The sequence below is a fragment of the Agrobacterium sp. A3-95 genome, assembly GCF_053521785.1.
Window position 1 is genome coordinate 111,743 of record NZ_JBNWDR010000006.1, and the last position, 23,815, is coordinate 135,557.

Here is a 23,815-nt window from a genome sequence, read left to right on the forward strand (position 1 = left end):
AACCACTACACGTGGGTTGCGACCACCGCTGTGTTTGACATACAGCCTGCAAACAGAAACTGACAGGCTGCGCTGTTCGAGCGCACGACACAAGAGGATATATGACCATGGCAACACCCCGACGACCGTCCAATCCGAAAGACGCAGCCGAGGCGCTGTTCAAACCGGCAAAGAAGGTCGCAGCGCCAGCCGTTGAACGGCCTGCAATTCCTAACACCAAAGAGCTTGTATCATTGAAAATCGACAGTGATGTGCTCGCGCATTTTCAAGCCGACGGTCCGGGCTGGCAAGAGCGCATCAACGATACCTTGCGAGCCGCAATGAATGCGTCCAATTAAAGCTCTTGAAACGTACTGACCCCATGCCCCGTCAATAGCTGCCGCTTCTCGGCCTCGCGGCTCGTTGGGCAAGCGTGGCGCAATCATGCGCCATTCACAGTCAGCCCGGACCTCTGTCGAATCGAGAAGGCCTTCTCCGCGTTGAAGGCGCTCGTACCAGAGGTGGCCCAGTGAACTATCCCGCGACTGTGGGATAGCATCGAAAGGCCGGTTGATCTGGTCGAGCCACAAAAGCCTGGTCATATCGCAGGGCCTTTTCGACCACTCCGCGATTGAGGAGGAGTTACTTTGGCCAGTATTTGTTCACATACATCTGTGTCTCACGAAGCATGAAACGGGCACTGTCTTCGGCTCGGTCCTCCCAAGCGAAAACGCAATTTGAAAGCACACCGTCGAATTTCATGTCGGCAAGAGTTGAGAAGAATACTTCCCAGTTGATCTCACCTTGGCCGAAGTCGGTGTGTTGATGGACGCGCACCTTTGCTCCAGGCGGATTTACAATGTAGCGCAGTTGCGAAGACTTGTTATGGTCATAGGTGTCTGCGAGGCGCACATGTGCTAGAAGCCCCTCGGTCGCTCGCAGGTTAGCAACCATGTCGGGACCGTAGAAGAAGGTATGGGGCGCGATGAACGATGCCTTTACAGCCTTTGAATTGATCGTCTTGATGATATCGATGGCAGGGGCGATTTCCTCAATCCAGTCCTCTGGATGCGCTTCGAGCGAGAGGATCAGCCCTTCGCGCTCCAGAATTGGCACGAGGATATCCATCGCACGGAAAAACTGCCCCTCACACGTCTCCGGACGATGCAACCCACTGCGGTCATTCAGGCTTCGATCCGGGGATCCCCCTCGCCCGAACTCCGAGACCAACATCGGGCATTCCATCTCTGCCGCAATTTCGATGGCACGCTTCCAGTTCTCTATCGCCGTTTCCCACTCGTCTTGGTATGGGCTGGCCCAGCGGTACATTGGCTGCAGCGTTGCCAGGCCCACCCCATGGTCCTTGAGGGCCTTCTTGAAGCTCTTTACCCTCTCGGGATAAACCTTCGGACGCGTCCACCAGGAGAGAAAGTCCGGACGGGGTGAGAGCTCAACATAATCGTATCCCAGCTCGGCGGTCTTTCGGCAAATTTCCTCCAGAGATAAATGACGGATCATGTGCGGATCGAGTGCGTGTTTCATCAAAACCTCCTGATAATATAAATTCGCCCCTTCACGGGAGCGTCGATGCGGACAAGCATCGCTTGCTGGACCACGTCGCGTGGGTGGCAATCATTTATGGGGCTGCGCCAGTGGTGCTGCTCCCTCCATCGCGCTACCGATAGTCGACCCAGACCCCGCCGAGATCGGCAGAACGAACGCAGTTCTCAACCCAGCGAACGCCCTCAACCCCTGCAGCAATCCCCGGAAACCGGAGGCTCCCAAGGCGTTCGCCATCGTTTTCGTTGCGCGCCTCCATAGCGATAGCAAAGCGGTCGTAGAGGTTAGCCCAGGCCTCGAAGAGACCCTCGGGATGGCCTGCACCGATACGATCGTCGGCAAGTGCCTTTGCGTGCAGGTAGCCCATGCCACGCTCAAGAATGCGTACCGGCTCGCCCTGAACCTCAAATCGTAGCTGGTTTGGCTGCTCGTCCCACCATTCGATCGAAGCCTTTGATCCGACGACGCGCACCTTTTGTCCATGCATGGAACCCGCATTGATGGCGCTCGACCAGACGGTGCCAAACGCGCCATTGTCATATTCCATCAGGGTCATGGCGTTGTCTTCGAGCGGTGCACGCGTCTTGACGAAGCTCTGCCGGGTGCACAGAAGCCGTTTGATACGGAGGTCGGGCAGGATGACCTCGGAAATATAAAGCGGATGTGTACCGATATCGCCGAGCACATAACTTGGACCTGCGAATTTCGGATCGACGCGCCAGCGGGTCGCCGGGTTTTGAAGCTCGACAGCCTCGTTGTGAAACCCGTGGGCGAATTGCAGGTTGACCAGACGAATTTCCCCGAGCTCGCCGGCAGCAACGAGCTCGCGGGCATGCTCGATGACTTGGTGGCCGCTATAGCCGTAGGTCACGCCAACAATACGGCCGCGCTCTGCGGCGATACGCTGAAGATCCTCGGCCTCGGCCACCGTGAAGCACAGCGGCTTTTCACACACAACGTGCAGCCCGCTTTCCAGTGCAGCCTTGGTGATCTCGTAGTGGGTATTGTTGGGCGTTGCGATCGATACTGCCTCGATCCCATCCGGACGCTTTGCCTCCTCTGCGAAAAGCGCACGCCAGTCGGCGTAGCATCGCGAAGGCTCGAGCCCCAGTTCAACACCGAAGGCGCGGCCGCGCTCGGCATCGAGGTCGAAGGCGCCAGCGACCAGATCGAAGTAGCGATCACGCAGGGCGGCGCTGCGGTGAATATAACCGATCTGACTGCCGCGACCACCACCCACCATAGCCCAGCGAAGAGGTCGTTTTGTCTGACGCGTTCCGTAAATCATGACGTTTCTGTCCCGGATTGTTAGAAGCCAGCCGACTTGAGATAGTCACGGCTGAGTTTTACGTCGGCGAGGCTACCGCCCGCGTTGCGCGGATCACGCTCCTGCTCAACGGTGATAAAGCCTTCATAACCAAGCTCATCAAGAAGGGCGCGAATGGCGGGATAATCGATACAACCCTTGCCAATGGGACACATGACCCCCTGCGCGCAGGCTTCAAAGAAGCGAATGTGCTCACCCATCACGCGTCCGAAGACGGCCCTGTCGATATCCTTGAAGTGGATGTAGTCGAGACGGTCGGCGTATTTGCGCAGGGTTTGGACAGGGTCCATGCCGGCGTACCAGGTATGGCCAGTGTCGAGGCAGAAACCGGCAACCTCCTGGGGTATGTCAATGGCGAGACGGGCAATCTCGTCCTCGAATTCGATGTAACCGCCGGCATGCGGATGAATGGTGGCGCGAACGCCATATTTCTCGCGGGCAAGAGCGGATATCGCCCTGATATTATCCATCATGCCGTTCCATGCCGCGTCATCGAGCCGGGGTGCCCTGTCGGAATGACCCGCCGCATAATCGCGTTCGTCGTGTCCCCAATCCATCACCGTCAGATAAGGTGCAGGAAATCGCTGGCCCGGCGTCTTCGGCGGCGTCGGCAGACGGGTGATCAGAGCGCAAATCTCGTCCGTCTGGTGCAGCAGGCTATCGCGGTTTTCCTCAGCGACAAGATCATTGAAGATCGTTCCGGCGACGATATAGAGCCCTCGACTTGTCAGAGCCTGAGAGACCATGTCGATGTTCAGCGGAACATAACCATAGGGGCCAAGCTCCACCCCCCCATATCCGGCCGCCTTGACTTCATCGAATACCATTTCCCACGGCGGTAGGTTTGGATTGCGCACGTCATCGACGCCCCAGCAGCACGGTGCTGTGGTGACTGTTATACCCATAATATTCTGGTCCTTCCCTGGTGTCGCTCACTTGGTGGGCGACCCTCCCTGACGCAGAGATTTAGCTGGAGATCTCCGATTTACAAAGTTGGAATTTGATGGGATTCAATCAGAAAACCGGGCGGAGAGGTAAATGACTGCACGCAAGATAAGCATTTCGGATGTTGCAAAGGCAGCCGGGGTCTCGACCGCGACGGTGGATCGGGTTCTCAACAACCGTGGCGGCGTGCGTACCGACAAAGAAGACCGCGTTTTGGCCACTGCACGGGCGCTCGGTATTGACCGGGCCCTAGATCGTACCCCTTCACGCGCGCTACGTGTCGCGGTCCTTATCCAACCGCCAGTCAACCCGTTTCACGCGTCTTTGCGCGAGGGTATCGATCTTGCATCGCGAATGTACGCAACACTGAACGTGCAATTCTTCGTCCATCACATCGATCCACGAAAGCCGGCGGCGATCGCCGCAGCCGTCCGCGATTGTCGCTCCTATGATGGCCTCGTCATCACCAGCCCTGACGATATCAGGGTTCGAGAAGCCGTAGCATTCCTGTCGCGCAATGTCCCGGTGGTAACTCTGGCGACCGACCTCACAGATTGCGGGCGTGCCGCCTATGTGGGGCCAAACGACAGGCAGGCCGGTCGGGTGGCTGGCGACCTGATGGGCCTTTTCCTCGGACGGCAAGGCGGCCGCGTCGTCGTGGTTGCCGGCTCACGCGATATCACTGGCCATCGCGAACGGGAAGCCGGATTTCGCGATATCATGACCGAGCGTTATCCTGAATGCAGTCTGGCCGTGGTTCTGGAGACCGGAGAAAATCAGGAGGAAGCAGGCCGTGTCGTAGAGATTGCATTTCGGGATGACCCGGGATTACGAGGCATATATCATCTGTCCGCGGGTGCTTTGCCGATTGTCAGTGCTCTGCAACGCCTTGGCCGAATCGACAATACGGTGGTCATCACCCACGAACTCACGCCCAATCGACGGATGCTGCTAAAATCCAGAAAGATCAACGCGGTTATCGACCAGAGACCCCTTTTGGAAGCACGCCTGGCAGTTGAGACCATCGCAAAGCTCCTCGGTAGAATGCCTGGAGAAGCGGTCTCTATCTCAACGGACATCCAGATCTTTCTCGCGGAGAATGCCTAGTGTGGTGTATCAGATTTTCCTTGATAAAGCTGGGTATAAGCTGAGCCGCACCGCCTTTGCCGACGACCTCTTGATGGGATCAGAAGAGGCGATCCGTTGTTGCAATTCAGGATTTGATTGAGCTTGAGCCATCAAACCGTTCGCCGATGACCGTTTGAAACTATGTTGATGACTAATTGAAAGTGAAGACGTGACCATTTGAAATCAACGTAGCGACTTCCATAAAGTGCTGTAAGCACAAGGACAACGACCAGATACGAAAACGCCAACAACAAAGACGCCTGGTCGCCAGACTGGCGTTCTTGCAGCGATTGGCCGGTCGATTCGACCGCAAAACCCTTGGGCAGCGAGTTTGCGAGCTTCGGCGACCGGGGCCTTGACTGGTCAAGTGGTGATCAGGCGGCAACCAGCACGATCTTGCCCTGGATGCTACTTTCTGAAGCACGACGATGCGCTGTCGATGCCTCGGCCAGCGGATAGGTGCTGTCGATCACCACCCGTATGGAGCGATCATCGAGCAGACGACCGGCCTCTGCCAATTGCGCACCGTTCGAACGCACCTGTGTCGTTGAGACGGTGATCTTTCGCCGGGCGGCTTCGTCATGGCCTTGAAAACCCAGCGGGTTGACGAGAAACAGGGCGCCGTCCGGCTTAATGCTGGGGAGAAAGCGTTCCATATTCGCGCCGCCGACGGCGTCAAGCACCAGATCAGCATCCTTCACCACTGCTTCGGCAGCCGCCTTCGTATAGTCGATGAAAATATCGGCACCGAGATCATAGAGAAGCGCCTCGTTTTTGCCGGAAGCAACGGCAATCACCCTCGCGCCTTGCCACTTCGCGATCTGGACTGCAAGATGGCCAACGCCGCCGCCGGCGCCGTTCACCAGCACGAGCTTGCCGTCGAGCGGAACCGGGGCATGCTGGAAGGTCTGGAATGGGTTCGGCAAATCATGTCCCAAATCGACCAGAAATTGCCAAGCGGTCAAAAGCGACATGGGCGCACCGGCAGCCTGGATGTGGTCGATCCCGGCGGGCTTCAACGCCAACTCCGATACCGGAACGCGAACATATTCGGCATAGGCGCTGCTTCCCGTCATGAGGTCATGCGGGAAGCGGACCATCGCATAGACCTCGTCGTTGACCTTGAACTGCGACACGTTTTCACCAACGGCCGCAACCGTGCCGGAAACGTCCGTGCCAAGGATCAGCGGAAAACTTGGGCTGGGCTGCCATTGCGGCGGGAGAGCCCGATAACCATCGCGCAGATAGAGATCCGGCGGGTTGAGGCTGGCGGCATGGACGCGAACAAGCACGTCGTCCGCCGAGATTTCCGGCCGGGGCGCTTCTTCATAACGAAGAACATCTGGCCCACCGAATTCGTGCAATCGCACAGCTTTCATCATATCAGTCATCACGGCCTCGCTTGAATATTCGTTTTGATGACTGAAGATACGATCATCTCCTTCGCTTGATAATCATCAGATAATTCGCTTTAGTAGTGCCATGAAGGAACAAATCGGAATTGATAGACTGACTGGGTTGATCGCATTCGCTCGGGCCGGCTCGCTCGGAAGCTACACCGCCGCCGCCCGCTCCTTGTCCATCTCACCCTCGGCGGTCAGCAAAAGCATTCAGCGGCTGGAAAAGCAGCTCGGCGTTTCGCTCTTTGCGCGTACGACACGTTCCCTGGCCCTGACGACCGAGGGGCGCGATCTTCATGAGCGTGCGCTCAGGCTGCTGCACGACGCCGAAGATATAGAGCAGGCGGCAAAAGCAGCGCGCACCGAGCCCGCTGGCACTTTACGGATTGCAGCATCGTTGCCTATCGGCCTGCACGTAATAGCGCCGATGCTTCCGCAGTTTCGCAGTCTCCACTCGAGGGTCAATATAGATCTACGTTTGAGCGATCACATGGTTGATCTTATCGAAGGCGGCTACGATGTAGCGGTCCGCATTGGTGATGTGGCAGATTCGCGCCTGCTTTCGCGCCGCCTTCTGCCACATCGGCTATGCTGTTATGCCTCGCCCGAATATCTGGCCGGGCGCAGCCCGCCGACCAGTCCAGACCAATTGGAAGAGCACGAGACTGTCAGCCTGCGCTACCAGAGTAGCGGCCAGCTGTTCCGCTGGCCTTTCCACGTAGGGGACAGGGAGGTGGAGATTGTGCCCACCTCTAGCATTATCGTTGACGCGAGCGAAGCCGTGCTGGCAACGATCGCAGCAGGTGCCGGAATCGGAATGGCAACCAATTTCATGGCCAGCACTTGGGTGAGGCGTGGAGCGCTTATTCCGGTTCTGGCCGATTATGCGGTGGAAAGGCACAACATCACGGCGCTGTGGCCCGAGAGCCGGCGGTCAAACCCGGCCGTCCGCGCTTTCCTCGACACCTTAGTGAAGCTGTCCTGACAATGGCAGCGAATGTCTGCTTCTGGGGCGACGCTGACTAGGCAGCATTTGCCAAAAGCGGCCGTGAGGACAGATAACAACCCGTCGACAAATTCCCCAGATTTCTGCAAGCGGCATTAAGCAGCCATGTTATCTAGCTCCAACAGTGCCTCCGTGGGGAGCTCTATCCTGGCCGCGGCGAGGTTTTCTCGCAGATGTCCCCGTGACGATGTGCCAGGGATCAGGAGAATGTTCGGCGATCGCTGGAGAAGCCAGGCAAGCGCAACCTGAATCGGCGTGGCGTTGAGCCGGGCGGCCACGTCAGACAGGGTAGAGGATTGCAGCGGCGAGAAGCCGCCAAGAGGAAAGAACGGCACATAGGCAACCCCTCGGGAGGCGAGTGTGTCGATTAAGGTTTCGTCCTGCCGATGCGCAAGATTGTACTGGTTCTGCACGCAAGCGATGTCGGTGATCTTTCCGGCGTCCTCGATTTGCTTCGCCGTGACGTTAGACAGTCCGATATGCCGGATCAGTCCTTGTTGCTTTAAACCCGCCAGAACTTCAAGAGGCTCGTCCAATGAGCCTTCCGCGGGGCCGTGCACGTCGAACATAGCGCGCAGATTGACCACATCGAGCACATCCACTCCGAGATTGCGGAGGTTGTCATGAACGGCCTGTGTCAGCTCCGCGCGCGCGAACGCAGGATACCAAGAAGCGTCCGCGCCCCTGCCTGCGCCGACCTTGGTGACGATCACAAGGTCGTTGTCATAGGGATGCAAAGCTTCGCGGATTATCTCGTTTGTAACATGCGGGCCATAGAAATCGCTGGTGTCGATGTGGTTGACGCCGCTTTCCACCGCCTCGCGCAGGACTGCTATGGCCTCCGGACGATCGCTCGGAGGCCCGAAAACGCCCTTGCCTGCAAGCTGCATCGCGCCATAGCCCAGCCGGCGCACCGTATGATCGCCAAGCGTGAAGGTTCCTGAAGTTGCAATAGTGCTCATGGTCCATCTCCTTGTGTTCCTCCAAAATAGACAGGTAGCATATACGCTACAAGAAGCTATAATCCGGACAGGTTGTCCGTGAAGGCGGACAATTGCTTTTACGTTTGGAGAGCAGGGTGGCGGATTTAACGGATCTGAATGCGTTTTTACTGGTGGCCAAATCCAAAGGTTTTCGGCAGGCCGCGCGCGAAAGTGGCGTCAGCTCCTCGGCGTTGAGCGATGCGGTGAAGCGTCTCGAAGAAGACCTTGGGGTACGACTATTCAATCGCACAACCCGCAGCGTGCTCCTGACGGATGCAGGACGTCTCTTGCTAGAGCGCACCGGACCCGCATTCGCAGAGGTGGCATCGGCACTCGACGAGGTGAAAAGCAGCCGCGGCCGCACCTCGGGGGATCTCAGACTCAATGTTCCGATGAGTGCTGCGAGGCTGGTTCTGCCTCCGATCGTGCCGCCGTTCCTAAAGGCCTACCCGGAAATAAGGCTGGAAATCGTGACCGATGAGAATTTCGTCGACATCATAAAGAGCGGCTGCGACGCAGGCATCCGTTATGACGAACGGCTCGAGCAGGATATGGTGGCTTTGCCGATCGGACCGCGCCAGCAGCGCTACGCCCTTGCCGCATCGCCGGGTTACCTTGCAAGAAGATGCAAACCGCAACATCCACAAGACCTGCTTTCGCATGATTGTATTTTAGGCCGGTTTTCGGGGCGCGCGCTTCCCTCCTGGGAATTCGAACGCGATGGGGAAGAAATCGCCATAAATCCTAAAGGTAGCCTCGTTGTTCAGTTCGGCGGCGGCACCGATCTTGGTATCGACGCAGCCATTGCCGGTTCTGGCATCATTTATATTTTTGAAGACTGGCTAAGGCCACACTTCGATAGAGGAGATCTGGTACCGGTGATGGAAGAGTGGTGGCTGTGGTTTTCCGGCCCGTTCCTCTATTATTCCGGACGGCGGCTTGTGCCCGCGCCTTTGCGCGCATTTATCGATTTCGTGAGACAATCGCATAAAGATGCAGCGAAATCCTTGCAGCCCGGCCCGTGAATTCAAAGTCATTAGCTCTGTTTCTTGCCGCCGGCATTGGTCGATCCATCGTGCATATCGCGATAACACGCATCATGCATCGGACTAGAGCGACTATTCAGACATGGGCACGTCTTGCAGTAATCCAGTCCGTTAATCAGATATCGGATGCAACAGATGCGGCGGAGACGCTTTGGCTTGCCCTCGTATTGACGGTAGAGGATGGGTCTGAAAAGCGGATTACGTGAGCCATCTGCCATGTGAGGCGATTCAAGCAGTTCCAGCGCATCGGCCACGCCCGCATCGGGGCAATGATTTTCCATGGCGTAACTGCGCGCGATGGCTTCGAACATGTTGCCCGCGTTTGACCAAAGGACATTGCGAGACAGTCCGCTCACATCCGAAACAGTTCGGATAACTCCCTCGATATTGCCACTGAACAAAAAGTCGAAACGGTCTTGTGCTGATTTCGCTTGAACCGGGCGACCAAAACCAGACAGGCCAAGCGAGACGATCTCCCCTTCTTCGCTGATGTCAATGCTCAAGTCTGCCGGTGTAAGAGGCATGCGCCAATCCAGCAGCATCGCAGCTGTAGCAATCGGTCTCATTACCTTGGCGAAGTACCGCTTCGACCACTCGCCAGCAACGGCGGCCAGGGGCGCGCTCGGCCCATGTCGGCGACCGTAATTGCCGAGTATCACTAAGAGATTATCGTGCTCCAGCAATTCAATGAAGGTCAGGTCGGTACGCCGCCTGCGCCGGAAGAAATCTCTCCACTGCGAGTGTGCCGGTTGCCGCAGCAATTCGCCAAGAACCTCTGACCTTCGCATACGCTCCCGCCCGCCTAAACGAACCGGGAGACAATCTGGCGAGCCAGATGCTGCAACGAGGCCGTGGAACCGAACGGCCAGGAGGGTGTGCCAGTCAAACGGACATTTCCTTGCGCAACGACAGGCAGCATAGGCCAGAGCGAAGCGTGGAGAAGATCAGCCGGAACGGACTCGCCAAGGATGAACAAGGTGCTGTCGCTATCGAGAGACGCAAGTCCTTCCAGATCGATTGTCGTAAAGCCGAAGGATTGCGCCGGCATTTCAATGCCATCGGCAAAACCGATTTTCCTGAGAAGGCTCGAAATTGCGGCGTTGGGTGCAAAGACCCGTAACCGCGGAACGCCAGGTAATGGTTGCGCGACAACCAGCTTGCGGCCTGCCTGCCAGGCATCGCGCAATTTCAGGTTTTCGATATCATCATCGAAACGTGCGAGGAGCCTTTCGACATCATCCGATCGGGAAAGTGCTGCGCCCGCCTGACGGGCGCTCTGATAGACGCTTACCAACATGTCACCGTCGTTTTCCTGATCGTCGATCAGGTGAACCGGAGCGATCTTACCGAGCGCACGGGCGATGGACGCGTGCCGGTAGCGAGACGTCAAGATGAGGTCAGGTTGCAATTTGCGGATCGCTTCCAGGCTTGGCTGCTGTCGTCGTCCAACGTCAACGGCGTCCGAAAGGCCTTCATTTGCGACATTGACCCATGTTCTGTAGCCGGAGATTTCCGTGCACCCAACGGGCGATATTCCAAGGCAAAGGGCAATCTCGGTGGCAGTCCAATCGAGCGTGACCAGGCGTGAAGATCCTGAGGCGGCGAGTGCCACTGGCGCAGCCATTAAAGCCACCGCGCCGCTCAAGAACGATCGTCTGCGAATACCAGCTACCACTTCACGCTCACTGTTCCGACAACGGTCAAACCCTGCCCGTAATAGCACTGCGTGGGGGTGTTGCAACCGGCGACGTAGGTCTTGTCGCCGAGATTGTACCCGTTAAGCTGGAACGAGTAGCGATCATGTTCGTAACGGGCAAATGCATCCACCAGCGTATAACCAGGAACGAAGAATGAGTTCGCCGTATCCCCGGCAGTCTTGCCGATGCGACGGACACCTGCACCAAGCGTCAATTTGCCGTTCCAGCTATCTGGCATCGGCAGATCATAGCTCACGAACAGCGATTGCTGCTGCTTTGGAACGGTATACGGCATCTTCCCGATCTGGGCTGGCGTCTGGCTCTCGGTTACCACAGGATCCTGCCAACTCGCCGCCGCAGTAAGGTTGAGGCTGTCCCAAAGCGTGGCGTTGGCCTCCAGTTCGATCCCACGAACGCGCACTTCGTCAGTCTGGTAATAAACGCTTGCAACACGATTGACGACATTCTGTTGCGTTGCCTCGAACCCGGACAGGGTCAGGCTGAAATCGTCCCCCTGTGGCGCGAATTTCACACCGACTTCCTTCAACTCGCCTTTGGTTGGCTTCAGCGGCGTTGGCGTCAATGTCAGCACCGGGGAGAAGGACGTTGAATATAGCGCGTAGGGTACAAGGCCGTTATCGAAGACATAAGCGGCACCAACCCTGCCCGTGAAAGCTGAATCGTCCTGCCGGTATCGGGTGGTAAGACCGCTGGCAAGAGCGGTGCTGTCGGAGTCGTTACTGACATAGTCTTGGCGACCGCCAACGGTCAGACGAAGGCCGCCGAGTTCCATTTGATCCTGCAGATAAAAACCAACCTGACGCTGTGTCTGATCAAGGTGTGTCGTCAGTGCTGCCGGCTGTACGCCAATGCCGTAACCCGGGTTGAACAGGTCGAGAGTGGGGCCACTGCGTGATCCTGTCCTGTTGACGAGGTTTTGCCACTGCACATCGATACCGCCGAGAAGCGTATGGCTGATTGGCCCACTGTCGAACCTGTACTCAAGATTGGTGTCCAACGCCACGGCGTTGAGCGTTGGCTGCGCATTGTAGACGAGGCGTGAAAGCGTGCGCTGGTTAGCGGAAAGACCATTGCCGAAAAGGTTTTGATAATTGACGTCCAGGTACGAGTACCGGAAATTCTGGCGCAGAACGAGATCGTCGTTAAATGCGTGTTCCAGCCGATATCCGATATAGGCCGTTTCCTTGTCGTAGATCGCCAGCGAGGGATCTCCGTCCGAAAAGCTGCGCGGTATCGTTAAACCGAGACGATTGGGATAGATGCTCCCGACGGCAGGAATAAGCGAGGGCACCTGGCCAGCGTCATCCTTCATGTAAGCGCCATATACCGTGAGACTGGTATCTTCATCCGGCGACCACCTGACCGTCGGGCTTATGGCGAAACGGTCGTTTTTTCCGAAATCGTTCATTGTTTCGCTGTCGCGGATAATGCCTTCCAAGCGATAGGTGAGATCGGAATCCGCACCGAGAGGGCCGGTTACGTCAAACCCCGCTTCCTTCTGTTTGTAACTTCCGAAACGGGTGTAGACTTCTCCGCCAGCTGTCTCTGATGGATCCTTGCTGATCATGTTGACAACGCCGCCGACATTCGTTTGGCCGAAAAGCGCGGAACTTGGTCCGCGCAGCACTTCCACCCGATTAAGGAAGTAAGGCTCCACGCGAAAGCCAGCATAGCCGCCTGTCTGGTTTGCAATCTGTGGCACGCGCAAGCCGTCGAGATAAAGATCGGCGCCAAAGCCGCGAATGCTGAAGTAATCGGAACGGGGATCGTTTCCGTAGCGTTGGCCGTTGACATTCGCGCTATAGAGCAAGCTGTCCGCCACCGTCTGTACGGCTCGATCGGTCATGGCGCCGCGGGTCACGACGGAGACAGATTGCGGTGTCTCGGCTATCGCCGTCGTGATCTTGGTGGCTGAAGCCGACTGCGTTGCTACGTAGCCACGTTGTTCGACACGGGCCCCTTTTGTCGCCGCTGTCCCCTGGACAACGATCGGCTGAAGCACGGTGGAAGCATTTGTCTCTTGTGCCTCAGCCGTATCCTTCTGGAGGACGAGCGCGCTCAACGCAACGCCCGACACGAAAAACAGGAGCCGCTGTCTGGTGACGTGGCAGGTTGATGTGCGAAGGCGAAGGACGGTGTTCTGCATTCGAGGACCTGTGATAGGAATACTGCGCGAAGGGTACCCCGGACTGTCCGCAGTGTTTGCCAAATCCCGCACGCTTGGCCGCTTAACTAGACTTTTTTTATCAGCATTGTCAGGTCAAAATCGAGCTTTTCCGGGCCATTTAGTGGCCTTATCTGGCCAAATCGTAGTTTTCTGTTTTGTCGGGCCAATCTTTCCTTTTGAAATATAGACGCTGCGCGATTATGGCTCTCTGCGTTGGATGCGGTCGTGAGACTGCTATGAGAAATCCCATCGCCTGGAACCATGATGAAACAGCCGCAAAGGGCAGCCGACCTTCAAAATGTGCCGCGGCCCGTCGCTGCCATGGCACGGACCTACGAGCAAAGCGTCGATTTTGGCTGGCACAGCCATCGCCGAGGCCAATTGTTACAGATCATCGACGGATTCATGACCGCCCGTACCCCCGACACCTCATTTATCATCCCCTGTGGTTACGGTTTGCTGATTACCCCGGAGATACCGCACGCCGTTCATTCACACGGGCGGGTCTCCATGCAGTCGGTCTACATCGAACCGGATCCAGGCGTCGCCATGCCATGGGAGCCGACGCGTGTCATCTCAACCTCCACACTCCTTTCGGCAACGGTTGGGGCGTTTTTGAACGAACCGACCCTTTATGACGAAAATGGCCGCGGCGGACATCTCGCGGCACTGATGCTCGAGGAGATCGCAAATGCGCAGGAAGGCCCGTTTGCGCTTCCAATGCCAAGTGACAAGCGATTGCAACGGCTGTGTCGGGATCTTTCTGAAACACCGTCGCTCGATCTCGATATAGATCGCTGGGCAGACAATCTCGGCATGAGCAGGCGCACCATGACCCGGAAATTCCGAATTCAGACCGGCATGAGTTTCGCCGAATGGCGGCGTCGCTTGCGCATGGCGCATGTCATGCGCCGCCAGGCCGAGGGAGCGCGCCTGGAGGAGGCAGCGGCGGACGTCGGTTATCGCAGCTTGTCCTCTCTTCGCAAGGCCATGCGTGAGGTGGCAGGATGAACAGGCCGCCGAGCAAACAGAGGACGCAGGCCATCGCGGCTCAGGCGTTTGGTCTCAGCGTCGTCTATGATCAGGCTCAAGCGCTCCGAAAGGTCGATGCCGTTGCGCTTGAAGGCCGGATTACCGTCATATGCGGCGCGAACGGCTCCGGTAAAAGCACGCTTCTCAAATGCCTCGCCGGACTCGAATACCCGACGGAAGGCGAAATCCGCTTGTCCGGGCAGCCGCTCAACGCGTTGTCACGACGCACCGTCGCCCGCCAGGTTGCCGTCCTGAGCCAGACACCAGAGGTTCCCACCGGCCTGAGCGTCGAAGAACTCGTTGAACAAGGCCGTTATCCTCACCGTCCCTGGCTTGGTCGACTGTCGACACGGGACCGCAGGATTATCGAAAGCGCCATTTTTCGCGTCGGCCTTCAAAATTTGCGTGCGAGGCAACTCACGACCCTGTCCGGCGGTGAAAGGCAGCGAGCTTGGTTGGCGATGGCTTTGGCGCAGGAGCCGCGCATCCTTTTTCTTGATGAGCCCACGAGCTTTCTCGACATCAGACACCAGGCCGAATTGCTGACCCTCCTGCGCAAACTCAACACAGAGGAAGGTCTTACGATCATCGCGGTGCTTCATGACCTCAATCAAGTCATGGATATCTCCAATGACGTCGTCCTGATGCAAAAGGGTCAGGTTCTTGCGGCTGGGCCGACGCATCAGGTGCTGCGGACTGACCTGTTGCGGCAAGCCTTTGAGTGCCACGTCGATCTCGTGCCACATCCAGATGGAAGCGGGCGAACCTACTGCATGGTCGACTGGATCGGCGCCGGCAACCGGCAAAGCCGTCAGGCCTTGGCTCAAATATGAATTTGTCTTGCCTCCCCCTTCGTCGATTTGCTCCAGCCCTTGTCTGGTCCGTCGGCGTGGTCCTTCTGCTGGTCCTGGCAGCGCTGGAATTGAGAGTGGGAAGCAGGCTGGTCGGCTGGAGGGATGTGTTTCTTTTTCCGACAGGCCCTGAGACGATAGCGCAGGCAATTTTGGAAACAACTCGGGCGCCCCGTCTGGTCGCAGCGATATCAACTGGCGCCGCGCTTGCACTAGCAGGTTCGGTTCTTCAGACCGTCTTGAGGAACCCTTTGGCGGCTCCGGATATACTGTCCGTAACCAGTGGCGCGCAGCTGTTCCTCGTCGTATCGACCTTGCTGCTTCCCTTGTCTCTGCCGCCCATCGTAGTGACGAGCGCGGGCGGCCTTGCTGGCGCGGCCGCGTGCCTTGCACTGGCCGGCGGCTTTCAAGCCCCGCCGGGCCGGCTGGCTCTTTCCGGTGTCGCCGTGTCGCTTTGTTTTTCCGCGGTGTCATCGGCAATCGTGCTTATTGCTGACGAACGGGCGTCCGGTCTGTTACTCTGGTCGTCCGGCATTCTGGACCAGACCGGATGGTCCAGAACCGCAACAGCAACCCCGTTGGTGCTCCTGTCCTTCGTGGCGCTCATCGTGATGGCGCGCGCCCTCGACTTGCTGGGACTGGGCGACAAGGCTTCGGCTAGTCTGGGGGTAACACGGGCCGTCACGCTTTTCGGTCTGCTCATCGGCGTTCTTCTTTGCGGCTGCGCCGTAACCCTTGCAGGGCCCATCGGCTTCGTCGGCCTTGCAGTCCCGAACGTATTGCGCGCATTGGGTATAAGCCGGCATCACCGCCACCTGCCGCTTTCAGCGGTTTGGGGAGCAAACAGCCTCCTCCTTGCAGATGTCGCCACGCAATCTTTGGCGCGCAATGGCACGACCATACCTACAGGCGTTGCGATTGCGTGCCTCGGTGCACCGGTCATGCTATTCCTGCTGCGCAGGGCAAAGATCGGGGGGGAGCGCCGCATAGGTTTGCCCATAGGCATCGCGCCCCCACCTTTCCTCCTCGCCGTTGGAGCCCTTGTCGCTTTGGGCCTGTTGACGATGGCGGCAAGTCTCGCGACAGGCGACGGAATATCATTGACACTTGCCGAGGTGACAGGAAACCTCGACCTGCGCGCGCCTCGCCTTCTTGTCGCACTCGGCTGTGGCGCGTTGCTCGCTGCTGCTGGCACGGTCCTTCAGGCGGTGACGCGCAACCCGCTCTGCGGGCCAGAGACGCTGGGCCTTACACAGGGAGCAGCGTTGTTTAGCCTCGTCGCACTCCTGCTGGGACTTTCACCAGCAACGCCAACTTTCCAGGCCGTCGCTCTGTTGGGGGCCATCACCGTGCTTTTGCTGCTCCGGTTGCTGGCGCCGAAGAATTCTCCGGAAAAATTGGTTCTGGCTGGTGTCGCAATCGCCGCAAGCCTGGGCGCGACCGCAACAATCATTGTCGTGGAGGCGCGCTTGCAAACGGCTCAGGCACTTTCTTGGCTCGTCGGCTCGACGCACGCCCGCGGCTACGCCGACGCCTCCATGCTGATGCCGTGGGTTTTTGCATTGTCGGCTATAGGCCTGTTGTTCAGTCGCCATCTCGACGCCTTTTTGCTTGGGGATGAAAAGGCCCGCTCACTGGGCCTGGCGACGGGAACCGCGAGCAAATACGCGATGGTCTATGCCGCCTGTGCGGTGGCGATCGCCGTTTCTTCCATCGGGGCCGTCAGTTTCGTTGCCTTGCTCGCACCGCACGCGGCTCGACTTATTACCGGAGCACGCCACGCAAAAAATCTCCCTATCGCAATGATGCTGGGCGCAGTGATGCTGGCTTTTGCCGACACCGTCGGTCGCAGCATTATCGCGCCGCTCGACCTTCCGGCAGGCATCATCACCGCTATTATCGGCGCACCCGCCTTCATGATCCTGCTGCGTTCCGGATTGAGGTCACGGTTGTCTTGATCGCACCGAAGTAGCGCAGAACTCCGATACGATTGTTTGCAGGTGTTCGCTCTTATGAGACCAACGGATCACGTAGCGTCGTGCCAACCGGCCCAGCGACAATGCTGATCATTTCTTCGGCAAGGGATGGGCGCGATCGATGTGTTCACGCTTTGAAAAATGAGATGAGCTCACGAGCCAGTTCAACAGGGGCCTCTTCTGCCATGTGATGTCCGCTCTCTATTCCCCGGCCCGAAACAGGAAGGCTCGACCAGGGCTGCCATACCGCCGGCACATCTCCATACAACATTTCCAGATCGTCCTGCAGTGACCACAGGACATGAAGCGGGCATGTCAGTCTTTTTCCGGAATTTCGATCATCAAGATCGTGGAGATGGTCTATGTGAACACCCGCGCGATAGTCACCCAGCATTCCCCGGACAGTCGCGGGGTCTTCAACAGCCGAGCGGAAGTCCGCGAAGTTTCCCTTTCCCATGGAAGCCTCGCTGCCGCCATACCAGGCCAAGGGATCAGAAAGAATGGCCCGCTCGGGTTTGTCGTGTTGAGCAAAGAAGAACCAATGCCACCAATGCGTGGCAAAGCTAACATTGCATCGCTCCAGCGCTTCCAGGATCGGAACCCCATCAAGGATTGCGAGCTTCTCAACCCTTTCAGGGTGGTCCATCGCAGTACGAAATGCGGTGTAACTGCCGCGGTCGTGGCCCGACAGAAAGAACCGGTTGAAGCCGAGATGTTCCATGAGAGCGACACAGTCACGAGCTTTGGCCCGCTTTGACGATGCTTCATGATCATACGGGTTAGCCGGCTTGCCAGACTTCCCGAAACCTCGCAGATCGGGGCAAACAACCGTGAACTTCTCGGCCAGGATGGGGGCCACCTTGTACCAGGTTGTGTGTGTTCTCGGATGTCCGTGCAGCAGAAGAAGCGGTGGACCACTTCCGCCATGGCGAACCCGGAGCGTTGTTTCCGGAACCGTGATCATTTCCAGCTTGAAATTTTCAAACATCGCGCTTCCCCTGAAATCGTTGAGTGAACGGTCTCTGCGACGACCGGTTCCGCCTCAGCCTGCCGTTAGACCCTGCGCTTCGGCATTGCCTTAGAACTCGGCTTTGGTAGCGATCAGGGTGTGATGGCGGAGGGCAATGGGAGAGGAGGTGCCGCCTGGTCCCGCTTTTGCTCAATCGAAACGGTCGCCGTCCTTCCCGCGACCAGCCGAACCGTCGCCGGAGCCTCATCGATCTCGATCCGCACCGGGATTCGCTGGGCAAGTCGAACCCATGAGAATGTCGGCGTCACGCTTGCCAGCGAACCCGCACTATCGCTTCGTTCCCGATCCTCGATCCCCGCAGCAATTCCCGCGACATGCCCAGTGACCGATTGGGCTTCACCCATGATATTGATCGTAACTGGATCACCGATATGGATTCTCGGTAGCTTTGTCTCTTCAAAATACCCTGCAAGATAGATGGATTCTTTTTCCACGAGGACGCCCACCGCAGTTCCAGCCAGGACATAGTTACCTCGGCGCAGGGAAAAGTTCGTAATTGCCCCGGACGCCGGCGCTCTCACGATTGTCCGCTCAAGGTTCAGCTTTGCCAGATCCCGCGCGACCAGTGCAGATCGATAGGCGGCCTCTGCCTGATACATCCGGCTTTCCGCTTGCTGTCGCTCCTTCAGGCTGGCTGCTTCCTTTGAGGCAAGCAATTGATACCGCTCGAAATCGGTTTTTGCCATCTCCGCAGCCGCCCTGCTACCCGTTACCTTCGCTTCTGCCTCGCGCAGCGCGAGGCAGAAGCGATCCGTTTCAATGCGAAACAGCGGCGTTCCTTTTTCCACGTGCGCATTGTCTGATATCAGAACCTCGGCGACAGGCCCGGAAACATCTGGTGCCAATCGGATGATATCAGCGCGGACATGGGCGTCACGGGTCCATGGCGCCTCCATGTAGAAAGACCACAAGTGCCAGCCCAGAATCGCAGCACATGCCGTCATCGACAGGGTTAGAAGCACTTGACCCGTGGTGAGCGTCAGATTTTTCATGTCATTGAAACCAGTTGATAGCGGCAGAAAATCCGCCGACAAGGGTAATGTACAGCGCAAGGTTAAACAGTGAGCGGTGCCAAACCATACGGTAGAATGCGATCTTGCCGAGAAGCGATGTGAGAAGGCGCAGGGCTGCATACGCAAACAATGCGTGAGCCGCGAGCGAGGGCAGAAAGACGCCATAGAGTTCGACCTGCTCCGTCACGCGGGCTTCCTCCCCGCCCCGGCTGTTGGGTAAACGGGAGCGTAAGCGTCCGGAGCAATGCAGAGGCGAAGTGCAACGGCGCGCATCAGAAGCTCGGTATCCATCGCGGTGGCGGCCGCGGGGGAAAGGATCATACCATCCAGCGCCTGCACCGCCTTTTCCACGGAGCCCTCACCTTTAGCGGCACGGGCACCGTACAGGGCTGCGACCGCCTGAAAGGCCGGTTTGGCGGCGAGCCGGATACCGTTCGAAGCCTTGGGCACAAGCTCCTGCATTGCAAGCAGATGCAGCCCTGCCCGGACCTCCCTCAAGAGGTCGCAGTCGCCAATTTCCAAGACCGCTGGTCGTTTTGCCATTCGTAAGGCTAACAGGCCGGCAACGTCGATCATGCGATGGTGGGTGACCAGGACGTCGGATTGCTTGCCAACCGCGATGCTTACGACATGTTTCCGGATAACAGAAAAAAGCCTTCTGTCATTTGTCTCGCTTCGCACAGATCGAAGGAGGCTGCAAACCGTGATCGTCCAGACCATTGCGAGTATGGTCGCCGCTGCGGCATTGACGAAGCTGATGAAGTCTGTCGCTGGATAGGCCTGAAGGGTAAGAAGCAGCGGAAAATTTATGCAAAGACCCATGCCGACGAGGGCAAGCGAAGGCACTGCGAGACATAGGCCCGCCGGTATCAGAAATAGTCCCAAAACAGCGGCGAGCGACGCAAAACCGTCGACTGCCGGAAGGATCGCAAAGCCGTAGATGAATGCCGCAATCGCCGCACCGATCGTCACATTGACAAACTTGCGCATGGCAGGGACCGGATCATCCATGGTGGCGAGGAGGCAACAAAGGACGCCCGATATCTGGGCGAAGGTAACCCCGTCGGACCAGCCCGTTGCGATCCAGAAGAGGAGAGAGGTGACAAGGCATGCTGCAACCGTCAGCGATGACAGCAAAGCCATTCCGATATCCCGATGCGGTGCAGGCATTCTGTCAGACGCGCCAGCCGCTCTACGTCCGCCCTCATCTTCAATGGATTTTCGAAGAGTGAGGCACTCGTCAGAGAGCCGAACAACAGCCCGCAGATCTCGGGCAAATTTGACGAGAAGAAGTTTTTCCCATGTCGGAGGCGAGGTGGAGAAGGCGAGCGCATCGATCGTGGAGGAGGAGCCTCCCGGTCTCGAATCCATCTCGGCAATTATCGTCAATGCCTTTTCCCGGCCAGCCGGGTCAAACCTGCCCAGTGATCGTCGCAAATCCTCCAGTTCGCTCAGTAGCGGCAGAAAGGAAAGCATCCGGTGCTGCAGCGACCATACCAGTGCCACTCTGCTTTGGTATCTGGATCCGTCATATTGAAGATGAACCGCGAACGACCGCAGATCGGCAGCCTCTGCCGCCAGGGCGTGGCGTTCCATCCGGCTTTGGTTTCCGTCCTTTTTTCCGGTTGCTGTGGCTTCGAAAAGCTCCTGCGCCCTGGCCATCCATCCATCAATCCGGTTGAGAAGGGTCGTCCCCACGTGAACCGGAAAAACAACGTGACTGACAATCGACGCGCAGATGATTGCGAGGCCGACCTCCTCGGTGCGGGAAACGACAATATCGAAGGTGTTTACCGGAGCGTTGACGAGCGGCAGTCCTGCAAGAAGCACGGTATAGCCCGCCAACAGGCAAATATAACTACGCGGTGTGCGATCAAGGAGACTGACGAAGGTACACCCGGAGACCCACAGGATGATCGCGCCGGAAAGAAGTATAGGTTCGTTCACAAGATTCGGGACCATGAGGATCGTTGCACCACCGCCGATGATTGTGCCCAGCAGCCGATATGCCGATTTTGACGAGATCGCGCCGGACAGGGGATGAGCGACGATGTAGACGGTTGCAACCGCCCAGGACGGCCGGTTGAGATCGAAGCAGATGGCTGCAAGATATGCCGCCATGGCCGCAAGAAATGTTTTCAGCGAAAAGATGACGTTCCCGCTGGTGACAACTGGCCGGGAACTCACACCTCATCCCCCGGCAGTGTGGCCTTGCGCTCGATGCCTTTTTCATCAGTGGTAACATTGTCTGCGAGGCCGTAGGTCGCTGGCGACACATAGAAAAAGAATGGTGCAGCGAGGCAGGCTTGCAGATAGGCTTCGACAGGGTCAGCGCGCACAACAGTCGACATGGCCGGAGGCTGGCGGGCAAGTAATGCTCGGGCTTTCGAAAAAAGAATGCCTGTAATCCTTTTCAGAACAGCGGCACGATCCGGCCTTGTCCCCATCAGGGATGGGGGCAGGATGCAGAGCCTGCGAGGTCCTTTCGAGGTCAGACGAATTTCGGTCCGGACGATATCCGACCACCAGCGGTCGTTGTGTTTTTGAAGTGCCATGATCACCCTCCAGCTTCTTGCGAGATGACCCTATCGACAAACCGATCGGACGAATTTAGATATTCCCTCTAATGATCACTAAATACCCCCAGCCACCACTATCCCTGTCCGGTGCCCTCGCCGACCATGATGTCGAAAGCTCTTCATCGCGCGTTCGCGCTGTGAGGATCGACGTGTCTCAGAATGAACGCGAGGCTCCCGAACACCAGCACCGTAAGGGCCAGCTTGTCATGCCGCTGCTGGGAGGCGTGACTTGTCGCGTCCCAAGCGGCATGTGGATGGTTCCGCCTCATTGTGGCGTCTGGGTTCCAGGGGGCATGCTTCACAGCAATGTGGCCACCGCCAACGCACGTTTGTTCTTCCTGTTCATCGAGCCGGGGGCTGCCGATCTGCCGAACCGGTGCTGCACGCTTTCCCTGTCTCCGCTCGTCAGGGAACTGATCATCGAGATGGCCGACCAATCGGCTGCCGCGACTGCTGACTTAGAGCTCATGGAAACGCTGCTTCTGTCGGCATTGTCGCGGATGCCGGTCGAGCATCTTCACCTCCCGCTGACGGACGAGCCCCGGCTTGCACGCATCGCATCCGAGCTGGCAGACGATCCATCCAATCGCAGTACGATGGCGCAATGGGCAAAACGAGTGGCGATGAGTGAGAATTCGCTCGCCCGTCTCGTTCAAAGCGAAACGGGCCTTACCTTCGGCCGCTGGCGACAACAATTGCAGGTGATTGTCGCAATCCGAAGCCTTGCAGCGGGGGCAACGGTGCAGCAGGTTTCGGGGGATCTTGGATATCAATCCGTCTCTGCATTCATAACCATGTTCAAGAAAGCGCTTGGCACATCGCCTGCCCGATATCTGGGAAACTTCGACCGCTGAACGTTAGAAGGTACAGCGACACCTGAAAGGAAATCGGCCGGCTGGCGAAGCTTCCTCCCAATGGACACTCTCCTACCGCAATGGTTTTTACGACCCGCCTCCCACGTGCCGCCATGCGCGCATTTCTCGATTACATGAGAAGCTATAACGGTCAAACGAAGGGCGCGCTAGAACGCCGCGACATTGTCGATCAGCTGATCGACCAGCGACTGGACCGCTGCGCTTCTTACCCACGCCACATGCGGCGTCAGGATGATGTTCGGCAAATCAAGCAGACGCATGAGTGGACGATAGTATGCGGCAGTTCGGTGATGACAACGTCGAAGCCGGGCCCGCACAATCGCCACATTATCGGCGCTGGTTTTTAGAATGACGACCTCTCCAGACGATCACCGCAAAAGTTGCTGGGCCAACACCTGCGTTCGGGACATTTTGCATTTTTTCAATATCCGCCCGCTCAATAACCTCCGGTGAGAAAAATCGTTTCGCCCGTCATGAAACTACATGCCTCCGACGCCAGAAAGACAGCTGCCCCCACCATCTCTTCCGGTCGTCCGGCCCGCCCCATCCAGTTCAGTGCGCTTACATATTCATTCCAGCCCTCCGGGTCCTCGATGCGGCGGTGAGCGTTGCGGTCCGTATCGATGAGGCCAGGAGCGAGAGTATTGAGCAACACGTTGTCGCGGGCATAATCTCTAGCCTGACTTTGAATTAAATTGTGCTGTGCGGCCTTCGTCGCCGCATAGGCGGTAACGACGCTTTTGGGCCTTAGCTGATTGACTGATCCTATGGAGACGATCCTGCCCCATTTCCGAGCCGACATTCGCGGCAGTGCCGTCTGCAGCATGTCGACCGTCGAGCCCAGATTGACCGCCAGTTGAAACGCCAGATCACCTGGCGTCAGCGCCGATAGAGGGGCATTGATCTGGGCACTGGCGTTGATAACAAGGATATCGAGTGGTGCGATCGCCTCTGCTCGCTCGATAAGATCCCGACCAGCCCCGACTTCGGAGAGATCGCCTGCCAGATGATCCGCCGTTCCCCCGTGCGTAACAATCCGCTCATGTACAGCCGCTGTGGCGCCCGGCTTGACGCCATGCAGGATGACATGGGCACCTGCCCCGGCCAGCCCTTCGGCAATCGCCGCTCCTATCCCACGGCTTGAACCGGTAACGAGCGCCACGCGGCCCTTCAGGCCAAAGATGTTTTGAAGGTTCATCC

22 protein-coding genes are annotated in these 23,815 nt (G+C 57.7%); 8 read left to right on the forward strand and 14 right to left on the reverse strand.

All coding sequences use genetic code 11. The features are described 5' to 3' along the window. The first annotated feature begins 107 nt into the window (after positions 1-107). Entirely contained in the window at positions 108-338 is a 231-nt protein-coding gene (locus tag ACQZ5Y_RS16765; RefSeq protein ID WP_013637508.1) for a BrnA antitoxin family protein, read from the forward strand. A 283-nt stretch (positions 339-621) separates the two neighbouring features. Here ACQZ5Y_RS16765 and ACQZ5Y_RS16770 read toward each other — a convergent pair whose 3' ends face one another. From ACQZ5Y_RS16770 to ACQZ5Y_RS16780, 3 genes are all read right to left on the reverse strand, one after another. Then, positions 622-1,521, reverse strand: coding sequence for a sugar phosphate isomerase/epimerase family protein (locus tag ACQZ5Y_RS16770; RefSeq protein WP_019565834.1), 900 nt, complete (start codon positions 1,519-1,521; stop codon positions 622-624). A 133-nt stretch (positions 1,522-1,654) separates the two neighbouring features. Next, positions 1,655-2,827: a Gfo/Idh/MocA family protein gene (locus ACQZ5Y_RS16775; protein WP_026330871.1), complete on the reverse strand. Its 1,173-nt coding sequence runs from the start codon at positions 2,825-2,827 to the stop codon at positions 1,655-1,657. Positions 2,828-2,847: 20 nt separating this feature from the next. Beyond that, a complete protein-coding gene (locus ACQZ5Y_RS16780) occupies positions 2,848-3,771 on the reverse strand; it encodes a sugar phosphate isomerase/epimerase family protein (protein WP_111795197.1) in 924 nt (307 codons plus the stop codon). Between the two features lie 133 nt (positions 3,772-3,904). Here ACQZ5Y_RS16780 and ACQZ5Y_RS16785 point away from each other — a divergent pair, with 133 nt between their 5' ends. Next, the gene (locus tag ACQZ5Y_RS16785) at positions 3,905-4,918 is read left to right on the forward strand and encodes a LacI family DNA-binding transcriptional regulator (protein ID WP_111790768.1); all 1,014 of its coding nucleotides are present in this window, start codon (positions 3,905-3,907) and stop codon (positions 4,916-4,918) included. Positions 4,919-5,313: 395 nt separating this feature from the next. Here ACQZ5Y_RS16785 and ACQZ5Y_RS16790 read toward each other — a convergent pair whose 3' ends face one another. Continuing rightward, positions 5,314-6,330 (reverse strand): NADP-dependent oxidoreductase, encoded by a 1,017-nt coding sequence (locus ACQZ5Y_RS16790; protein WP_112523818.1) that lies wholly within the window; start codon positions 6,328-6,330, stop codon positions 5,314-5,316. 91 nt (positions 6,331-6,421) lie between these two features. Here ACQZ5Y_RS16790 and ACQZ5Y_RS16795 point away from each other — a divergent pair, with 91 nt between their 5' ends. After that, positions 6,422-7,324: a LysR family transcriptional regulator gene (locus ACQZ5Y_RS16795; protein WP_082546276.1), complete on the forward strand. Its 903-nt coding sequence runs from the start codon at positions 6,422-6,424 to the stop codon at positions 7,322-7,324. A 116-nt stretch (positions 7,325-7,440) separates the two neighbouring features. Here the strand turns inward: ACQZ5Y_RS16795 and ACQZ5Y_RS16800 are convergent, their stop codons facing one another. Then, complete coding sequence (locus ACQZ5Y_RS16800; protein ID WP_112523821.1) at positions 7,441-8,307, reverse strand: aldo/keto reductase family oxidoreductase; 867 nt, start codon at positions 8,305-8,307, stop codon at positions 7,441-7,443. A 116-nt stretch (positions 8,308-8,423) separates the two neighbouring features. Between ACQZ5Y_RS16800 and ACQZ5Y_RS16805 the strand changes: the two genes are divergently transcribed. After that, positions 8,424-9,353 carry a LysR substrate-binding domain-containing protein gene (locus ACQZ5Y_RS16805; protein WP_112523825.1) on the forward strand — a complete coding sequence of 310 codons (930 nt, stop codon included), beginning with the start codon at positions 8,424-8,426 and terminating at the stop codon, positions 9,351-9,353. An 11-nt stretch (positions 9,354-9,364) separates the two neighbouring features. On the opposite strand, the gene fhuF is transcribed toward ACQZ5Y_RS16805, so the two are convergent. Genes fhuF through ACQZ5Y_RS16820 form a run of 3 tightly spaced genes read right to left on the reverse strand, consistent with a single transcriptional unit; the run spans position 9,365 to position 13,238 of the window. Next, complete coding sequence (fhuF, locus tag ACQZ5Y_RS16810) at positions 9,365-10,162, reverse strand: siderophore-iron reductase FhuF (protein WP_112523827.1); 798 nt, start codon at positions 10,160-10,162, stop codon at positions 9,365-9,367. Positions 10,163-10,176: 14 nt separating this feature from the next. Beyond that, entirely contained in the window at positions 10,177-10,998 is an 822-nt protein-coding gene (locus tag ACQZ5Y_RS16815; RefSeq protein ID WP_111790876.1) for an iron-siderophore ABC transporter substrate-binding protein, read from the reverse strand. Between the two features lie 44 nt (positions 10,999-11,042). Further along, a complete protein-coding gene (locus ACQZ5Y_RS16820; RefSeq protein ID WP_112523833.1) occupies positions 11,043-13,238 on the reverse strand; it encodes a TonB-dependent siderophore receptor in 2,196 nt (731 codons plus the stop codon). 285 nt (positions 13,239-13,523) lie between these two features. Between ACQZ5Y_RS16820 and ACQZ5Y_RS16825 the strand changes: the two genes are divergently transcribed. The 3 genes from ACQZ5Y_RS16825 to ACQZ5Y_RS16835 are packed head-to-tail and all read left to right on the forward strand — an operon-like array spanning position 13,524 to position 17,100. Next, positions 13,524-14,270, forward strand: coding sequence for an AraC family transcriptional regulator (locus tag ACQZ5Y_RS16825; RefSeq protein ID WP_034502199.1), 747 nt, complete (start codon positions 13,524-13,526; stop codon positions 14,268-14,270). Next, the gene (locus ACQZ5Y_RS16830; protein ID WP_112497349.1) at positions 14,267-15,124 is read left to right on the forward strand and encodes an ABC transporter ATP-binding protein; all 858 of its coding nucleotides are present in this window, start codon (positions 14,267-14,269) and stop codon (positions 15,122-15,124) included. The genes ACQZ5Y_RS16825 and ACQZ5Y_RS16830 overlap by 4 nt, the downstream gene beginning before the upstream one ends. Next, a complete protein-coding gene (locus tag ACQZ5Y_RS16835) occupies positions 15,121-17,100 on the forward strand; it encodes an iron ABC transporter permease (RefSeq protein ID WP_112523836.1) in 1,980 nt (659 codons plus the stop codon). Before ACQZ5Y_RS16830 ends, ACQZ5Y_RS16835 begins: the two co-directional genes overlap by 4 nt. 145 nt (positions 17,101-17,245) lie before the next feature. On the opposite strand, the gene ACQZ5Y_RS16840 is transcribed toward ACQZ5Y_RS16835, so the two are convergent. The 5 genes from ACQZ5Y_RS16840 to ACQZ5Y_RS16860 all read right to left on the reverse strand — a co-directional run bounded on the left by ACQZ5Y_RS16840 (position 17,246) and on the right by ACQZ5Y_RS16860 (position 21,716). Continuing rightward, the gene (locus tag ACQZ5Y_RS16840; protein ID WP_112523839.1) at positions 17,246-18,106 is read right to left on the reverse strand and encodes an alpha/beta fold hydrolase; all 861 of its coding nucleotides are present in this window, start codon (positions 18,104-18,106) and stop codon (positions 17,246-17,248) included. A gap of 113 nt (positions 18,107-18,219) precedes the next feature. Then, positions 18,220-19,140 (reverse strand): efflux RND transporter periplasmic adaptor subunit, encoded by a 921-nt coding sequence (locus ACQZ5Y_RS16845; protein WP_112523842.1) that lies wholly within the window; start codon positions 19,138-19,140, stop codon positions 18,220-18,222. 1 nt (position 19,141) lies between these two features. Then, positions 19,142-19,348, reverse strand: a complete 207-nt coding sequence (locus ACQZ5Y_RS16850; protein WP_019565787.1) for a DUF1656 domain-containing protein — start codon at positions 19,346-19,348, stop codon at positions 19,142-19,144. Further along, positions 19,345-21,348 carry an FUSC family protein gene (locus ACQZ5Y_RS16855; RefSeq protein ID WP_174051434.1) on the reverse strand — a complete coding sequence of 668 codons (2,004 nt, stop codon included), beginning with the start codon at positions 21,346-21,348 and terminating at the stop codon, positions 19,345-19,347. Before ACQZ5Y_RS16855 ends, ACQZ5Y_RS16850 begins: the two co-directional genes overlap by 4 nt. Beyond that, positions 21,345-21,716 carry a hypothetical protein gene (locus ACQZ5Y_RS16860; RefSeq protein WP_112523849.1) on the reverse strand — a complete coding sequence of 124 codons (372 nt, stop codon included), beginning with the start codon at positions 21,714-21,716 and terminating at the stop codon, positions 21,345-21,347. Before ACQZ5Y_RS16860 ends, ACQZ5Y_RS16855 begins: the two co-directional genes overlap by 4 nt. Positions 21,717-21,787: 71 nt before the next feature. Here ACQZ5Y_RS16860 and ACQZ5Y_RS16865 point away from each other — a divergent pair, with 71 nt between their 5' ends. Then, a complete protein-coding gene (locus tag ACQZ5Y_RS16865) occupies positions 21,788-22,594 on the forward strand; it encodes an AraC family transcriptional regulator (RefSeq protein ID WP_051093860.1) in 807 nt (268 codons plus the stop codon). Positions 22,595-23,051: 457 nt separating this feature from the next. On the opposite strand, the gene ACQZ5Y_RS16870 is transcribed toward ACQZ5Y_RS16865, so the two are convergent. Beyond that, a complete protein-coding gene (locus tag ACQZ5Y_RS16870) occupies positions 23,052-23,813 on the reverse strand; it encodes an SDR family NAD(P)-dependent oxidoreductase (protein WP_112523854.1) in 762 nt (253 codons plus the stop codon). Positions 23,814-23,815 lie beyond the last annotated feature (2 nt).

Bases quoted from the DNA above. Each gene is read 5' to 3' on its own strand.
- ACQZ5Y_RS16765 (WP_013637508.1), top strand. From the start codon at position 108: ATGGCAACACCCCGACGACCGTCCAATCCGAAAGACGCAGCCGAGGCG.
- ACQZ5Y_RS16770 (WP_019565834.1), bottom strand. From the start codon at position 1,521: ATGAAACACGCACTCGATCCGCACATGATCCGTCATTTATCTCTGGAG.
- ACQZ5Y_RS16775 (WP_026330871.1), bottom strand. From the start codon at position 2,827: ATGATTTACGGAACGCGTCAGACAAAACGACCTCTTCGCTGGGCTATG.
- ACQZ5Y_RS16780 (WP_111795197.1), bottom strand. From the start codon at position 3,771: ATGGGTATAACAGTCACCACAGCACCGTGCTGCTGGGGCGTCGATGAC.
- ACQZ5Y_RS16785 (WP_111790768.1), top strand. From the start codon at position 3,905: ATGACTGCACGCAAGATAAGCATTTCGGATGTTGCAAAGGCAGCCGGG.
- ACQZ5Y_RS16790 (WP_112523818.1), bottom strand. From the start codon at position 6,330: ATGACTGATATGATGAAAGCTGTGCGATTGCACGAATTCGGTGGGCCA.
- ACQZ5Y_RS16795 (WP_082546276.1), top strand. From the start codon at position 6,422: ATGAAGGAACAAATCGGAATTGATAGACTGACTGGGTTGATCGCATTC.
- ACQZ5Y_RS16800 (WP_112523821.1), bottom strand. From the start codon at position 8,307: ATGAGCACTATTGCAACTTCAGGAACCTTCACGCTTGGCGATCATACG.
- fhuF (WP_112523827.1), bottom strand. From the start codon at position 10,162: ATGCGAAGGTCAGAGGTTCTTGGCGAATTGCTGCGGCAACCGGCACAC.
- ACQZ5Y_RS16815 (WP_111790876.1), bottom strand. From the start codon at position 10,998: ATGGCTGCGCCAGTGGCACTCGCCGCCTCAGGATCTTCACGCCTGGTC.
- ACQZ5Y_RS16820 (WP_112523833.1), bottom strand. From the start codon at position 13,238: ATGCAGAACACCGTCCTTCGCCTTCGCACATCAACCTGCCACGTCACC.
- ACQZ5Y_RS16825 (WP_034502199.1), top strand. From the start codon at position 13,524: ATGAAACAGCCGCAAAGGGCAGCCGACCTTCAAAATGTGCCGCGGCCC.
- ACQZ5Y_RS16830 (WP_112497349.1), top strand. From the start codon at position 14,267: ATGAACAGGCCGCCGAGCAAACAGAGGACGCAGGCCATCGCGGCTCAG.
- ACQZ5Y_RS16835 (WP_112523836.1), top strand. From the start codon at position 15,121: ATGAATTTGTCTTGCCTCCCCCTTCGTCGATTTGCTCCAGCCCTTGTC.
- ACQZ5Y_RS16840 (WP_112523839.1), bottom strand. From the start codon at position 18,106: ATGTTTGAAAATTTCAAGCTGGAAATGATCACGGTTCCGGAAACAACG.
- ACQZ5Y_RS16845 (WP_112523842.1), bottom strand. From the start codon at position 19,140: ATGAAAAATCTGACGCTCACCACGGGTCAAGTGCTTCTAACCCTGTCG.
- ACQZ5Y_RS16860 (WP_112523849.1), bottom strand. From the start codon at position 21,716: ATGGCACTTCAAAAACACAACGACCGCTGGTGGTCGGATATCGTCCGG.
- ACQZ5Y_RS16865 (WP_051093860.1), top strand. From the start codon at position 21,788: ATGATCACTAAATACCCCCAGCCACCACTATCCCTGTCCGGTGCCCTC.
- ACQZ5Y_RS16870 (WP_112523854.1), bottom strand. From the start codon at position 23,813: ATGAACCTTCAAAACATCTTTGGCCTGAAGGGCCGCGTGGCGCTCGTT.